Origin of the sequence: Nocardioides zeae (assembly GCF_030818655.1) — a bacterium.
Lineage (GTDB): Bacteria > Actinomycetota > Actinomycetes > Propionibacteriales > Nocardioidaceae > Nocardioides > Nocardioides zeae_A.
The window spans coordinates 3,903,694-3,919,263 of the sequence record NZ_JAUTAN010000001.1 but is presented as its reverse complement, the minus strand read 5'-3'; the positions used below and the strand labels follow the sequence as shown (position 1 = coordinate 3,919,263).

The following is a 15,570-nucleotide window of genomic DNA, read 5'->3' as shown; positions in this document are numbered from 1 at the left end:
GGTCAGCCGGGTCAGCCGGGTCCTTCGGTCGCGCGGAGCCGCTCGCGGAGGCCGCTGGCGCGCTGCACGTGCCGCCCCACGGCAGCGCCGATCGCCTCCTCGGACCCCACCAGGCACACGGACCGCTGGGCCCGCGTGACCGCCGTGTAGAGCAGCTCCCGCGTCAGCAGTCGCGACTCCGGTCCGGGCAGCAGCACCGTGATCCGCTCCGCCTGGCTGCCCTGCGCCTTGTGGATCGTGAGGGCGTGCATGGTCTCCACGTCCCCCACCCGGCTCAGCGCCAGCTCGCGGGAGGCGCCCGCCGTGGCGAAGACGGCGCGGAACGAACCGTCCGGCGCCCGCACCACCACGCCGGTGTCGCCGTTGGCGAGGCCGAGACCGGGGTCGTTGCGGCTGACGAGGAGCGGACGGCCCGCGTAGGAACCGCCGGGCACCACCCCCGGGTCCTCCTCCGCCAGCCACGCCTCGACGCGCCGGTTCTGCGCGGCCACGCCGGCCGGACCCGACCGGTGCGCACACAGGAGCCGGTGCTCGGCCAGCAGCGCGAGCGCCGCCGCACCGTCCCCGGCGAGGGCGGCGGCCCGTACCGCCCGAGCCATGGGCAGCACGAGCGGTCGCAGCGCCTCGTCGAGCGCCGCCTCCGTCGCGGGCTCCGCCAGGTCGACGAACCCGACGGGCTCCGACGGGTCCGCCGGGGACCCGGGCGCGCGCCGTACGCCGCGGAGCAGCCCCAGCACGCCCGCGTCCTCGCCGGCGCCGTCGCCGGGGCCGTCCGTGTCGCCGTCGCGCAGCGCCGCGGCCAGGGTGCCGATGGAGGCGCCGAAGCGGTGGGAGGTGCGCAGACGCACGACCGGGCCGTCCTGCTCACCGAAACCCGCCACGAGGTCCGCGAGCACGGCGCCCGCCTCGACGGAGGCCAGCTGGTCGGGGTCGCCGACGAGCAGGAGCCGCGCGTCCGGACGCACTGCCTCAAGCAGGCGGGCGGTGAGCGTGAGCGACAGCATCGAGGCCTCGTCGACCACCACGACGTCGTGGGGCAGGCGGTTGCCCCGGTGGTGCCGGAAGCGCACGGACGAGTCGGGCCGCGCGCCCAGCAGCCGGTGGAGCGTGGTCGCGGGCGCCCCCTGCACGAGCCGGGCGACGCGGTCCTGGTCGGCCGGTGAGAAGCGGCGTGCCGACTCGGCCACCGCCTCCGTCAGGCGCGCGGCGGCCTTGCCGGTCGGCGCGGCCAGGGCGACCCGGGGCGGGCGGCCACCGGGACCCCGCTCGGCCTGCTCCGCCAGGAGCGCGAGTAGCCCGGCGACCGCGGTGGTCTTGCCGGTGCCGGGGCCGCCGGTCAGCACGGTGGTGCGGTGGGTCAGCGCGTGCCGGGCCGCGGCGCGCTGCTCCTCGTCCCCCGGGGCGGGGAACACCCGGGTCACCCCCTGCTCCAATAGGCCCAGATCGACGCCGGGCGCCGGTTGCCGCTCCCGCAGCCGGAGGTCGTCGGCAACCTGACGCTCCTCCCGCAGGTAGCGGTCGAGGTGGACCAAGGACCCCGCGCGGTGGAGCACGCCCGTCGCGACCAGCGCACTGCCGTCGATCGCGGCGCACCAGGCGTCGTGGTCCGGCCAGGTCCAGCCGGTCGGCACCTCCGTCGACGCCGCGACGCTGGCCAGGTCGAGGCACACGGACCCGCCGCGGACCGACCGCACGCAGAGCGCGAGGGCCAGCAGCGCCAGGTCGTGCTCCGCACCGCGCCCGTCGGCCAGCACCGCGAGACCGCCGACGCGCGTCGCCACCTGCACGTCGGCCGCCGTCAGCACCCCCGCGTGGTTGAGGTCGCGGAGGAGGCCCTCCGGCGCCACCGCGGCGATCCGGTGGTCGTGCGGACCGTCCGGCTCGAAGAGCTCGCTCATCGGTCGTCACCCCCGTCGAGCAGCGCGCTGACCGCCTCGACGAGCGGGACGGGCGGGACCCAGGCGAAGACGCCGCACGGCTGCCCGTCGACGAGGGGCGTGGCCGGTCCGCACATCCCGCGCAGGTAGAGGTAGAGCACGCCGCCCAGGTGGACCTCCGGGTCGTAGTCGCGCAGCCGCCAGCGCAGGAACCGGTGGGCCACCACGGCGTACAGCAGGGCCTGCAGCGGGTAGTCGCTCCCCGCCATGGCCGCCTCCATCGCCTCGGGCCGGTAGGTCGAGGCCCGGAGCGGGGGTGCGTCGTCCCCGTGCGGACCCAGCCAGTTCGTCTTGTAGTCGACGACGACGTAGCGGTCCGCGCCCTCCGCGCCCGCTCCGCGCAGCCGGAGCAGCACGTCCACCGATCCCCCCAGGTAGCCCCGCAACGGCTGCTCCGCCAGCGTCGCGTCGGCGTCGAGCACCGCGGCGTAGCTGCGGACGGGGTCACCCTCCGGGAGGTGCGCCCGCAGGACCGGCGCGAGGTCGCCGAGCACCACGCCGCCTGTGCCGGCTGCTCCGGTGCCGGTGCTCCGGGCGAGGTCGCCCCCCGACAGCGGGAGCTCGAAGTCGAGCTCGCGCAGGGAGTCGGCGGGCGCGACGGTCGCGAGCGTGCGGCCGCCGGCCAGCGGACCCAGCGGGGAGGCCGCGACGGCGAGGAGGGCCTCCACCAGTGCGTCCTCGTCGAGGTCGGGCACCGGCCACCAGGCGCGCTGCTCGGTCACGAGGGCAGCCACCCGCTCCGGCGCGTCGGGGGCCGTGAGGTCGGCGTGCTCCAGCACGGCGTGCACCAGCGACCCGAAGGTCGCGCCGACCGGCAGGTCCGCCATCGGTGAGACGAGGTCGCCGACGATCTCGCCGCCGACGGTCTCGCCGCCGGCGTCCGGAGCCGGTGGCGGCGTCCCGGTGTCGGGCTCGTCGTCCCGCGGCACGACCTCGGGCTCGCTGGTCGGCGGGAGCACAGGCTCGTGACCCCCGGTCGCGCTGCCTCCCGCGGCCAGGGCGGAGTACGACGTGCGGCGCCAGCCGAGGTCGACGTCGCGGTCGAAGGGGCGCACCGCGAGCGGGGGCGGCGGAGCGGCGGCCGGGCGGTCCGGCGCCGGAGCCGGCAGCGCCCGCTCGAGCACCGGCCCCCCGGCGGCCTCGAGCGCGGCCAGGCGGGCCTGGGCGTCGTCGTCGCTCGGCAGGGGCGCCGTGGGCGGCACCGTCGCGACACCGCGCGTGCGGCCGAACAGCACCCGGTGCAGCGGGGACCCCGCCGTGTTGTTCGTCGGCGCCCACCAGGCGACGACCTGGGACTGTGCGCGCGTGGCCGCGACGTACAGGAGCCGCAGCGACTCCCCCGCGTCCTCCGCCTGGTGCTCTTCGCAGCTGCGCCGCCAGTGCGGTCCCGACTCGCCACCGACGTCGATCGCGCGACGACGGTGCCCCCGCTCGTCGGGGGGCAGGTGGAAGAGCGGGACGGCGGGCTCGGAGACGTAGCGGTCGCTGAGCCAGGGCAGGTAGACCACCGGGTACTGCAGGCCCTTGCTCCCGTGGATCGTCACGAGCTGCACGGCCGCCAGGTCGCTGTCGAGCCGCCGGGTGCGCTCGTCGACCCCGTCGCTCGCCCCCTCCCGCATCTCGTGCTCGAGCCACGCCACGAGGCCCGCCGGGCCGAGGGCCTCCCCGCGAGCGCGGTCGCCGCCGCCCCGCGCCTCGCCCCGGGACGCCGCGTGCAGCGCCTCGGCGAGGTGGCGCAGGTCGGTCAGGTGGCGCTCCCCCTCGACGCGGGACAGCACGCGGGCCGCCAGGCCGCCCCGCTGGGCCGCCTCGAAGACCGCGGCCACACCGCGACGGGCGAGCAGCACCGACCAGCGGCGCAGCGCGTCGGCCGTGCGGTCGGTCGCGCGGTCGCCCTCCGCGGCGAGCGAGGCCGGGGTGTCGGGGAAGAACGAGGTGAGCGCGGCCGCCCGCACGAGCAGCGAGCGGTGGGGCGCGTCGACGGCGCTGAGGAGCGTGCGCCACTCCTCTGCGGCGGGGGTCGCGAAGACGCTGCCGCCACCCGCGAAGACCGCGCGCACGCCGACCTCGGCGAGGGCGTCGCGCACGGCGCCGAGCTGACGACGGGTGTGGGCCAGGACCGCCACGTCGCCGGCCTGGAGGCGGCGCCCGTCCCACTGCGCGCCCGAGGCGAGCAGGGCCGCCACGTCGCGCGCGCAGTCGGTGTCGACGTGGGGCCGCACCTGGTCCATGCGCAGGCCGCGTCCCTGCCGGGTCACCCGGCTGACGTCGGTGCGCCGCACCACCCGCAGGCGGAACGGCGCGTCCGACGGCGCCCCGCTCAGCCGCGCGGCCGTGTGGTGGGCGGCCACGGGACGCACGACGATGCGGTCGTCGCCCAGCGCCGTGCCCTCGAGCAACCGGTTCGTGGCGTCCACGAGAGCACGGTCGGAGCGCCAGTTGGTCGCGAGGGTCTGGTGGGTGGTGGCGGTCGCGGCCGCCTCGAGGTACGTCGCGACATCACCCCCGCGGAACGCGTAGATGGCCTGCTTGGGGTCGCCGATGAGCACCATCGTGGCGTGGCCCGAGAACGCGCGGTCGAAGACCTGCCACTGCACCGGGTCGGTGTCCTGGAACTCGTCGACGAGCACGACGCGCCAGCGCTGCCGCATCCGGGTGCGCGCCGCGGCACCCGGCTCCTCGAGGGCGGTGGCGAGCTGGCTGAGGAGGTCGTCGTAGCCCAGCAGCCCCGCCCGCCGCTTGCGGCGCTCCACCTCGGCCCGGACGGCGCGCGCGAACCGCACCCGGCGCAGGGCGGGCGTGCCCTCCGCGGGGTGCTCCGGGACGAGGGCTGCCTGCGGGTCGCCGACGGCGGCGGCACCCAGGCGGCGGGCGTCCGCGACCGAGAAGACCGGTGCCTCCTCGTCGACGAAGCCCCGCAGGTAGAGGTCGTCGACCACCTCGTCGCGGACGTCGGCGACGTCCTCCACCAGGCGGGCCGACGGGTCGGTGTCGCCCGCGACGCCGAGGCTGCGCAGCACCTGCTGGCAGAACTGGTGGATCGTCGCGATGGTGGCGCCGTCGAAGTGCGCCAGGGCGCTGCTGACCCGGGCGTGGCGGGCGCGGAGCGTCGCTCGGTCGCCCGTGCAGAGCAGGGCGACGACCTCGTCCACGACCCCCTCGGCGCCGCTCGTGGGCTCGCTCGTGGGTTCGCTCGTGGGTTCGCTCGTGGGTTCGCTCGTGGGTTCGCTCGTGGGCTCGTGGCGCGCGAGCGTCGCCGCCAGAGCGGACGCCACGTCGACCAGCTGGGCCCGCACCCGCTGGCGCAGCTCCTGGCTGGCGGCCCGTCCGAACGTGACGACGAGCAGCTCGTCGAGACGGGCGTGGCCCTCCGCGACGTACCGGGCGACGAGGGCACCGATCGTCCAGGTCTTGCCGGTGCCGGCGCTGGCCTCGAGCAGGGTCGTGCCCTGGGGCAGCGGGCCGAGCACGTCGAACGGCGTGAGCTCCGGCGGCGTCAGGTCATCGGCGCTCACAGCGGCCCCATCCGCTCGCCGCCGGTGACCAGGGGACCCCACACCCGCCAGGCGAGCTGCCCGATCCGGGTGCGGAAGCCCGGTCCCTCCGTGGAGGGCACCCACAGCTCGTCGTCGCGGGGCGGGCCGAGCAGCACCTCGACGCCGGACGCGTCGCCGTAGACCAGCGCGTGCTCCGGGTCCTCGTGCTCGCCGGGGACGGCGGCACGGTCGCGCGAGGTCTCCCACTCCCGCCGCGCCACGACCTCCAGCTCGACGTCGTCGCCGGCCCGCTGGCGGCGCATGGCCTCCGCGACGGCGCACGCCGTGCGCACCGGCATCGGCAGCGGCTCGGCGAGGCCGCGGTCCCGCAGGTCCACGAGGGCGCGCAGGTGGTCGAGGGCGCGGTGGTCGAGCGGTCCGGCCAGCGAGCGCTGCGGACCGGAACGACCGCTGCGCCCGACCGTGTGGGCCGTGAACGAGGAGTCGGGGTGGGCCGCCGAGAGCGCCAGCAGGCGCACCCACGCCCCGATGCGGTGCCGCGCCCGCACGCCGGAGAACCCGACCGAGACCAGGCGGTTGCCGTGCACGCCGCCGACGGTGCCGACGAGGCGGCGTCCGTCCCCCAGGTCGACGTCCACGTCGAGCGTGCGCGCATCACCGGCCCGCAGCTCGACGGTGTCGACGTAGAGCGCGCGCACGTCGCGCTCGGCGCTCGCGAGGGTGCGGGCGCCCAGCGCGCGCGGCGGCAGCTGACCTCGCCGACGCTCGGCCTCGCGGGCCAGCTCCGGGTGCACGCCGTCCAGCACGTCGGCGAGGAGCCGCGCGCCGACGCCCCACCGGTCGAGGGCGTCGAGCTCCAGCGGCAGCGCGTCCTCGACCTCGTCGGCGTCGAACCGGTTGCCGACCCCGAGCCCGGTGCGCAGGAACTCCCGCACCGGTCGCTCGACGAACCGCACCAGGTCGTCGAGCGCCACCTCCGGCTCGCGCTCCCGGGGCAGCGGCGCGGCGACGAAGGGACCCCGCGGCACCCGCTCCCGCACGACCGCGCGGGCGCCCGCCAGGGCGGTCGGGTCGAAGCTGAAGGGGGGCGCGCCCGGCGGCACGAGGCCGTGCCCCGTGGCCGCCCCGGGCTCGAGGTTGGCGGGGTGGAACGGCTGCAGCGGGTGACGCACCACCAGTGGTCGCTCGACCGGCGCCGTGGCCCGGAGCGCCGTGAGGAGCTCGCCCACCGGCACCGAGGGCGGCCGCACGCCGCCCGTGTGCTCCGTCGCCCCCGTGTAGGTCACGACCAGCCGCTCGCCGGCCGCCATGACGGCATCGAGGAGCAGCTGCCGGTCCTCCGCGCGGGGGTCGCGCTCGCCGAGGAGCGGTCGCCGGGCGAGCACGTCGTCGCCGTCGTCGATCCCCGCGCGCGGGAACACGCCGTCGTCGAGGCCCAGCAGGCAGACCACGCGGTGCGGGACCGACCGCATCGGCACGAGCGTGGCCACGGTGAGGGTGCCCGTGCGGAAGCTCGTGCGCGTCGGACGGCCCGACCAGAGCCGGGCCAGCAGGGCGCGGACGTCCGGCAGCATCAAGGGCGGCGCCACGCCGTCGTCGTCGGGGGCGAGGCGTCGCAGCTCGCGGTCGAGCTCGGCCTGCATCCACGCGTCGGCCGGGGCGACCGCGGCGAGCGACGCCACACCGTCGGCGAGCACCGTCGCCCACCGGGCGGCCGGCGCCGGGCCGTGCAGGGCGTCGAGGGTGACATGGAGCCGGTCGACGAGCTCGGCGACGCGGCCGGCCAGGTCGATCGCGCCGCTGCCCACGTCGTCGAGCGGCAGGGCGTGGGCCAGCCAGTGCGGCTCGTCTCCGGAGACCGCGACACCGAGCAGCACGCGGTCGAGGCCCGCCCGCCACGTGTTCTGGGCGATGCCGTCGAGGCCGAACCCCGCACGGTGGGGCGCATCGATCCCCCACCGCACACCGGCGTCCGCCACCCACCGCTGCAGCACCGTCAGGTCGTCGTCGGCCAGCCGGAAGCGGCGGCGCACCACGGGCAGCGACGCCAGGTCGAGCACGTCGGAGGCGGTCACCCGACCGCCGGCCATCGCGACGAGCCGCTCGGCCAGGGCCAGCAGCGGGTTGGTGCTGCCCAGCGCGCGGTCGGCGAGGCGGACCCGCAGCCGGTGGGCCGGGTGCCGCCCCTCCCGGGCTGCGGGCTCCTCGCCCTCGTCGAGCGCGCCGGCCAGCCCGAAGCCCGCCTCGATCAGGGGCGCGTAGGTCTCGACGTCGGGGCACATCACGAGCACGTCCCGGGGCTCGAGCGAGGGGTCGTCGGCCAGCAGCCCGACGAGCACCTCGCGCAGCACCTCGACCTGGCGCGCCGGTCCGTGGCACGCGTGCACCTGCACCGACGTGTCGACCGCCCGGGTGCGCGCGGCACGGTCGTGCTCGCCGGGGATCCGGTCAGCGCGCACGTCGGCCTGGAGGAGGTGCAGCAGCGGGGCTCCGGGCTCCGGCTCGTCGTGGTCGTCGTGGGTCACCACCGCGACACCGGGCAGGGCGGCGAGGCGCAGCCCCAGCTCACGCGCGTCGCGCCCCAGGGCGGCGAGCAGCGGGTGGTGGACGAGGACGTCGGTGTCGTGGTCCGCCCGCACGGGCGCCGTCGTGTCGACCGGGGCGTGCGCGTCCAGCGCTCGCGCGACCGCGGTGGACGCGACGGGCAGCCACAGGTGCACGTCGCGACGCTCCCCCAGGGCCGCGACGAGCTCCATCTCGGCGGCGGGCAGGCGCGTGTGGCCGAACAACGAGAGCCGCCCCGGCAGGTCGAGCTCCCCGACCTCACCCGCCCGCAGGGCCGCGACCGTGCGCTCGTGCCGCACGTCGGGCGGCGGCGCGTCGACCTCGTCGAGCACGCGGCGCCAGAGCTCGGCCTGCCAGTGCAGGTCGTCGGGCAGCGGTGCGCCCGCGCCGTCGGTCAACAGCCCCTCGCGCCACGCGGCCAGCAGCCGCGGGCGCTGCGAGGCGTAGGACCCGAACAGTCCTGCGAGGCGCCGCGCGACGGCCCACCGGCGCGAGCGCCGGAGGTCGCCGAGCTCCGCCGGCTCTCCCGGGGCGAGCGCCGCGCCCAGGTGGCGCGCCAGCGGCGCGCACCACGGCTCGTCGAGGTGGGCGTCGATGACGGCCAGCACCGGCCAGACGAGCCGCGACGGCTCCCACGGGTCGTCGCGGTCGCGATCGAGCAGCAGGGTCACCAGCGAGTGCGGCCGCAGGAACCGCACACCCGCGCACACCCCGTCACCACCTCGCGGGCCCGCCCCGAGCCGGTGGGAGAGCCGCTGGGCCAGCCACCGCTCGATCCCGCGCTCCGGCACGACCACCAGCTCGTCGGCGAACGGGTCGTCCACCGGGTGCGCGAGCAGGTCTCCCAGCGCGTCGGCGAGGACGCCGGTGCTGGTCGCGCGGTGGACGGTGAGGGTCACGCGGGAGAGCCTGCCACGAGCGACCGACACTCCCGGACGGTCCTCCACAGGGGTAGCCCGAGCTGTCGCCGCCCACTGCACCGCGACCCCCGGAAATGGTCACCGACGACAGTCCGGACGCCGCCTCACCCGTCGTTGCCGACCATTTCGTGGCCCCGCCGCGCCGCGGCGTACGTGACAGCTCGACGCCCACGCCGCGCCGTACGACCCACCTCGACGCCCACGCCGCGCCGTACGACCCAACTCGACGCCCACGCCGCGCCGTACGTGACAGCTCGACGCGACTACCCCGCCAGCGTCGCCGCGAGCCAGCCGCGGGCGAAGCGCTGCCACTCCTCGGTCTGGCCGCGCCAGGCGGCCCACACCTCGCGCGCGGTCATGCCGGGCGTCAGCAGCGCCGCCTCGGACGCGTCGGCGTTGACGAGGACGATGCGGCCGGGCGCGTCGTACGGCACGCGGGAGCGGGCCCAGATCGCGAACCAGATCTGCTGCACGTGGTCGCCGTCGGTGACCAGCTCCGTGCCGTCCCGCGACAGACGCACCTGGAAGGGCCGCTCGCCGGGCGCCTCGACCCGCACGCCCACGCGGCGGGAACGGGGGATCCGGCGCCGCACGTCGACCGCGACCGCGTCCGGCCACCACAGGAGCGCGGCGTCGAGGAACTCGTCGGGCTCGAGGCGCAGGGCCCCGTCCGGCGAGTAGATGCACGCGGTCACGTCCACGGGAGCCAGTGTGACGGATGCTCCCGCGGACGGCGCCGCTCAGTGGGGCAGCGGCGCGCCGTCGGCGCCGGGCTCCTGCTCCGGGTCCTGCTCCGGCTTGCGCACGAACGTCACGACGACGAGCAGCAGCAGCGACACGCAGGCGCCGACGAGGAAGGCCGACCGGACGCCGTCCGCCACCGCGACCTCGGCCGTCGCGCCGTCCTCGGCCGACCGCGTGGAGACGATGGTCATGACGGTGACGAACAGCGCCGTACCGGCCGCACCGGCGACCTGCTGGAACGTGCCCAGCACCGCCGAGCCGTGCGCGTAGAGCGCCGGGCGCACCGACCCGAGACCCGCCGTCATCAGCGGCGTGAAGGTCACGGCCAGTCCCAGGCAGAGCACGACGTACGCCGCGAGCAGCCACGCCACGGGCGTGTCGGCCCCGACGGTCGCGAGCATCCAGAGGGCCGCGCTGATGAGGGCGGCTCCGGGGAGGAGGAGCAGGCGGGGGCCGCGGGCGTCGTACACACGCCCGACGAGCGGGCCCGCGAGGCCCATGAGGATGCCGCCGGGCAGCGTCAGCAGGCCGGTCGCGGTCGGGCCCATGCCGAGCACGGTCTGGGCGTAGTAGGGCACCAGGATGAAGGTGCCCATCATCGCGGCCATCGCCACGAGCATCGCGACCATCGCGACGGTGAACTGCCGGGACGCGAAGACCCGCAGGTCGAGGAGGGCGCGGTCGGTGCGGGCCAGGAGCAGCTGGCGCGCGACGAACGCCGCCAGCGCGACGCCACCGACGGCGAAGGGCACCGCCGGGGACAGCCCGTGCGCCCCCTCGGCCGCGTGTCCGAGGCTGACGAGGCCGTAGACGAGACCACCGAAGCCGAGCACTGCGAGCGGCACCGAGACGAGGTCCACGGGGGCCGCGTGCGGCGCGGCGACCGGGCGCACGAGGCGCAGGCCCAGCACGAGGGCGGCCACCGCGACCGGCACGACGAGCCCGAAGACCCACCGCCAGCCGAGGTGCTCGAGCACCACGCCGGACAGCGTCGGACCGAGGGCCGGCGCCACGGAGATGACGATCGAGATGTTGCCCATCATCACGCCGCGGCGGGCCGGCGGGACGAGCGTCATGATCGTGGTCATCAGCAGCGGCAGCATGATGGCGGTGCCGGTGGCCTGCACGACCCGCGCCGTGAGCAGCACGCCGAACCCGGGAGCGAGCGCGGCGAGCGTCGTGCCCGCGGTGAAGAGGCTCATCGCGACCCCGAAGAGCGTGCGCGTGCCGAGGCGGGAGATCAGGTAGCCCGTCAGCGGGATGACGACGCCCATGGTCAGCAGGAACGCCGTCGTGAGCCACTGCCCGACGCTCGGGTCGACCCCCAGCTCGGTCTGCAGGACCGGCAGGGCGACGCTCATGACGGTCTCGTTGAGGATCACCACGAAGGTCGCCACCAGCAGCACGCCGATGAGGACGACGTCGCGACGCTCGAGCCTGGAACCCGGCACGGGTCCCGCGGCGGGTCCCGCGGCGGGTCCCGTCGCGGGCAGCGCCTCGGCGCGGGTGTCGGTCATGGGTGTCTCCTGGAGCAGCGGGGTGGGTGGCGCGACGGACGAGGGATCCGACCGGAGAGGCTCGCAGAACTCATCGTCCGCGAGCCAATCGTTTTCGACCGCCGGTCTGTTCCGCGCGCACTGCCTTGAGGATTCCTTGAGGAAACGTTCCGTCCGGGGCGGAGATGCCGTAGGTTCGCCGACGACGGCACCCTCCCCCTCCGGTCGTCACGGCGCCACGCCTCCCCCGGGCCCCAGAAAGTCGACGCCTCCCATGCTCCCCACGCCCCTCCGTCCCGCAGTGACGATCGCGGTCCTCGCGGCGCTCGTCGCCACCACCGGTGCGGCCGCGCCCGCCCCCGCCACCGCGCGGGTCGCCGCCGACACCCGCAGCGACGCGCGCATCGACCTGGGGGGCGTCGCGGTCCGCGACACCCTGCCCCCGACGTCGGTCACGACCTACGTCTGGCAGCCCGGCGCGACCAGCGTCGCGTCCTGGCGCACCACGGCCACCGCCGGCGGGCTGACCGAGCAGGTCACCGCCCGCGCCCCGCTCGCCACCCGTCCCGTCGTGGGCGGCGAGGAGCTCGTCGTGGGCGACGCCGTGCCCGGCACCTCCCCCGTCGTGGGCTTCGGCGGCGCGCTGACCGACTCCGCGGCGTACGTCATCGACACCTCGCCCCAGCGCGACGCGATCCTCGCGGACCTGTTCGGCGCGGACGGCGCCTCGCTGGACGTCGTGCGCCTGGCGATGGGGGCGAGCGACTTCGTCGCGACGCCCGGGCACGCGAGCTACGCGGACGCGCCCGACCCGACCCTCGCCTCGTTCTCGATCGAGCGCGACCGGGCCCACGTGCTGCCGGTGCTGCGGGACGCGCTCGCGATCAACCCCGACCTCGTCGTCGTCGCCGCGCCCTGGTCGGCGCCGGGGTGGATGAAGCGGTCGGGGAAGTACGTCGGCGACTGCTGGCAGCAGCAGAACCAGCTGCGCGACGACATGGTCGGGGTCTACGCGCGCTACTACGTGCGCTTCCTCCAGGCGTACGCCGCGGAGGGCGTCGACGTCGCCCAGGTGTCGCTCGGCAACGAGCCCCAGCACTGCAACTCGACCTACCCGACGATGACCATGCCCGCCGCCACCCAGGCCCGGCTCGCCACCGCGCTGCGGCCCGCGCTCGACGCGGCCGGGTTCACCGACGTCGCGATCCTCGGCTGGGACCACAACTACGTGGACGAGGGCACCGACCGCCCGACGGGCTACCCCGCCGCGCTGCTCGCCGCCGCCGGCGAGGCGGTCGACGCGATCGGCTACCACTGCTACGAGTCCAACCTCCGCCGCGAGCCCGCCGCCCAGCAGACCACCGCGCGACCGGCCTGGATGACGGAGTGCACCGGCACCACCCACTGGCGCGACACCCGGCAGAACCTCGTCAACGAGACGCACCTGGCGCTCCTCAACCCGCTCCGGTACGGCGCGGTCGCCTCCCTCTACTGGAACCTGGCGCTCGACACGGCCGGCGGGCCGCACCTCGGCGGGTGCGCGACCTGCCGGGGCATGGTCGAGGTGGGCGACGAGGGCTACGTGGTGGGGCAGTCCGCGGCGTACTGGTCCCAGCTCTCCCGCTTCGTCCAGCCCGGTGCGGTGCTGCTGGGCTCGACGCAGCGGTCGCCGGTGGAGACGGTGGCGTACGCCAACCCCGACGGCTCCCGCGTGCTCGTCGTGCTCAACACCTCCTGGAGCACGCTCGACTGGGGCACGCCCACCGACGGCTCGGGGTCGCCGGAGGAGGCGGGCGGGGACCCGACGGGCTCGCTCCTCGGCACGCTGCAGGGCCTCGTGCGGGGGCTGCTCGGCCGGTGAGGGCCCGCCCGCACCTATCCTTGGCTCCCGTGAGCGACGACGTGACCGAGACGGGGACGGCTCCGGCCGGCGAGGTACCGCCCGAGCTGGCCGCGCTGCGCTCCAGCATCGACAACATCGACGCGGCCCTGGTGCACCTGCTCGCGGAGCGCTTCAAGTGCACGCAGCGGGTCGGCGTCCTCAAGGCCGAGCAGCAGCTCCCGCCGGCCGACCCGGCCCGCGAGGAGCGGCAGATCACCCGGCTGCGCTCGCTCGCGACCTCGGCCGGGCTGGACCCGGTGTTCGCGGAGAAGTTCCTCAACTTCGTCATCGCCGAGGTCATCCACCACCACCAGCGCATCGCCGAGGGCGGCTGACGGTCGGTCCGTCGGGTCGGGTGCGGCCGGGTGCGGCCGGGGAAAGAAAACGCGGACGCGCTCGCGGAAAGTGCGCGCGGCCGGGCGGACGGGGAAAGAAAGTGCGCGGCGCCCCGCGGCCGGGGAAAGAAAACGCGGACCCGGGACTACCCCGCCCGGCGTGTCGCCCGGTCAGATTCCGCACTCTTCGCGGGCCCTTCCGGACCGATGCCGAGCCCGTCCGCGTTTTCTTTCCCCCGGCACGACGCCCACCCAGGCCGATCCGCGTTTTCTTTTCCCCGCGCCTCGGCCCGCCAGCCTGAGGCTCAGTCCGTCAGCGCCTGCACGACGAAGTCGGCGAGCTCGGCGTAGGCCTCGGCGTCGCTCAGCTCGAGCCGCTCGAAGAGCCGGCCACGCTGGATGTCGAACATCGTCGCCGCGACCATCTCGGCGACGAACCCCGCGTGCACCTGGCGCAGCTCGCCGGACGCGACGCCCTCGCTGACGAGCTGCCGGATCCGGTCGGCGGCGGCCTCGGTGTTGCGGCGGTAGACGGCGTCGGTGGCCGGGAAGGCGGCGATGTCCGCCAGGAAGGCCGGGGACAGCGACTGCAGGTGGTCGGCCACGGCCCGCAGGTAGGTGTCGATGAGGGGCCCGGCGCCCTCCACGCCGTCGAGGCGCGCCTCGATGAGGTCGGTGGCCCGGCGGAACGAGGCCCGCACGATCTCGACCGCCAGCTCCAGCTTCGAGCCCGCGAGGGAGTAGAGCGTCGTCTTCGAGCAGCCCAGGCGCACCGTCAGGTCGTCGAGGGTGAACCCGGCGAACCCCTCCGCCTCGCACAGGTCGACGAGGCGGTCGAGGAGCTGCTGCTGCCGCGCCGTACGACGCGTGCGTGCCGCGGTCACCACCGAACGTCCACCTCCTCGACTCCTGCCTCACCCTAGCGATACCGTGAACGATACTGTAGAACTGCTGCGAGTATCGCCCACCGAGGAGGACCCATGCCTGCCCGCCGACTGCTGCCCGACCAGGAGTCCGCCGACCTCATCGCGCTCGTGCGCGAGGTCGTGACCAAGGAGCTGGCCCCCCGCGCGGCCGAGGCCGAGGAGAAGGGCGAGTTCCCGCGCGAGGTGTTCCGGCTGCTGGGGCAGACGGGGGTGCTGGGGCTGCCGTACGCCGAGGAGGTGGGCGGCGGCGGGGTGTCCTACGAGGTCTACCTCCAGGTGCTCGAGGAGATCGGCCGCGTCTGGGCGAGCGTCGGCGTGGGCGTCTCCGTGCACGCGCTCTCCTGCTTCGGCCTCGCCACGCGGGGCACCCAGGAGCAGCAGGAGGCGTGGCTGCCCGACATGCTCGGCGGCGACCTCCTCGGCGCCTACTGCCTCTCCGAGGCCCACGCCGGCTCCGACCCGGCGGCCATGCGCACGACGGCGCGGCGCGACGGGGACGAGTACGTGCTCAACGGCGCCAAGGCGTGGGTGACCCACGGCGGCGAGGCCGACTTCTACAAGATCATGGCCCGCACGTCGGAGGACAAGAACGGCATCTCCTGCTTCCTCGTGCCGGCCGACACGCCCGGGCTCGTCGCCGACAACCCCGAGCGCAAGATGGGCCTGATGGGCTCGACCACGGCGTCGATGCTGCTCACCGACGTGCGCGTGCCCGTCGAGCGCCGGCTCGGCGCGGAGGGCGACGGTCTCAAGATCGCGCTCGCCGGCCTGGACTCGGGCCGTCTCGGCATCGCCGCCGTCGCGACCGGCGTCGCCCAGGGCGCGCTCGACGCGGCACTGGCCTACGCGCAGCAGCGCGAGGCGTTCGGTCGCCGCATCATCGACCACCAGGGCCTCGGCTTCGTGCTGGCCGACATGGAGGCGGCGGTGCAGTCCGCCCGCGCCGTCACGCTCCACGCCGCGCGCCTGCGCGACCAGGGCCTGCCGTTCTCGCGCGAGGCCTCCGTGGCGAAGCTCGTCGCCACCGACAACGCGATGAAGGTGACCACCGACGGCGTGCAGGTGCTGGGCGGCGTCGGCTACACCCGCGACTTCCCCCTCGAGCGCTACATGCGCGAGACAAAGGTCATGCAGATCTTCGAGGGCACCAACCAGATCCAGCGGATGGTCGTGGCGCGCTCGCTCGACGCGAAGCCCGACGCCTCGCTCCACGTCACCGCCTGATCCGCCGCCCGACCGCCGACCCCACCCGCCGGACCCCACCTGCC

The 15,570-nt window shown here is 75.9% G+C and carries 9 protein-coding genes; 3 read left to right on the top strand and 6 right to left on the bottom strand.

The genetic code is table 11. From position 1 onward, the window contains the following. Positions 1-11: 11 nt before the first annotated feature. The 5 genes from recD to QE405_RS18565 all read right to left on the bottom strand — a co-directional run bounded on the left by recD (position 12) and on the right by QE405_RS18565 (position 11,180). Positions 12-1,898: an exodeoxyribonuclease V subunit alpha gene (gene recD / locus QE405_RS18585; RefSeq protein WP_307203923.1), complete on the bottom strand. Its 1,887-nt coding sequence runs from the start codon at positions 1,896-1,898 to the stop codon at positions 12-14. Next, complete coding sequence (locus QE405_RS18580; RefSeq protein WP_307203922.1) at positions 1,895-5,452, bottom strand: UvrD-helicase domain-containing protein; 3,558 nt, start codon at positions 5,450-5,452, stop codon at positions 1,895-1,897. Before QE405_RS18580 ends, recD begins: the two co-directional genes overlap by 4 nt. Further along, complete coding sequence (gene recC / locus QE405_RS18575; protein ID WP_307203921.1) at positions 5,449-8,898, bottom strand: exodeoxyribonuclease V subunit gamma; 3,450 nt, start codon at positions 8,896-8,898, stop codon at positions 5,449-5,451. The genes QE405_RS18580 and recC overlap by 4 nt, the downstream gene beginning before the upstream one ends. 284 nt (positions 8,899-9,182) lie before the next feature. After that, positions 9,183-9,620 carry a hypothetical protein gene (locus QE405_RS18570; RefSeq protein ID WP_307203920.1) on the bottom strand — a complete coding sequence of 146 codons (438 nt, stop codon included), beginning with the start codon at positions 9,618-9,620 and terminating at the stop codon, positions 9,183-9,185. Between the two features lie 39 nt (positions 9,621-9,659). Then, the gene (locus QE405_RS18565) at positions 9,660-11,180 is read right to left on the bottom strand and encodes an MDR family MFS transporter (protein WP_307203919.1); all 1,521 of its coding nucleotides are present in this window, start codon (positions 11,178-11,180) and stop codon (positions 9,660-9,662) included. A gap of 280 nt (positions 11,181-11,460) precedes the next feature. Here QE405_RS18565 and QE405_RS18560 point away from each other — a divergent pair, with 280 nt between their 5' ends. Together QE405_RS18560 and QE405_RS18555 are read left to right on the top strand one after the other, a co-directional pair. Further along, positions 11,461-13,020: a glycoside hydrolase family 30 protein gene (locus tag QE405_RS18560; RefSeq protein ID WP_307203903.1), complete on the top strand. Its 1,560-nt coding sequence runs from the start codon at positions 11,461-11,463 to the stop codon at positions 13,018-13,020. A 29-nt stretch (positions 13,021-13,049) separates the two neighbouring features. Beyond that, on the top strand, positions 13,050-13,376 hold the full coding sequence (locus QE405_RS18555; protein ID WP_307203897.1) for a chorismate mutase: 327 nt from the start codon (positions 13,050-13,052) through the stop codon (positions 13,374-13,376). Positions 13,377-13,681: 305 nt separating this feature from the next. Here QE405_RS18555 and QE405_RS18550 read toward each other — a convergent pair whose 3' ends face one another. Then, the gene (locus tag QE405_RS18550; protein WP_307203892.1) at positions 13,682-14,260 is read right to left on the bottom strand and encodes a TetR/AcrR family transcriptional regulator; all 579 of its coding nucleotides are present in this window, start codon (positions 14,258-14,260) and stop codon (positions 13,682-13,684) included. Between the two features lie 96 nt (positions 14,261-14,356). On the opposite strand from QE405_RS18550, the gene QE405_RS18545 reads away from it, so the two are divergent. Further along, positions 14,357-15,526, top strand: a complete 1,170-nt coding sequence (locus QE405_RS18545) for an acyl-CoA dehydrogenase family protein (protein ID WP_307203886.1) — start codon at positions 14,357-14,359, stop codon at positions 15,524-15,526. Positions 15,527-15,570: the final 44 nt, after the last annotated feature.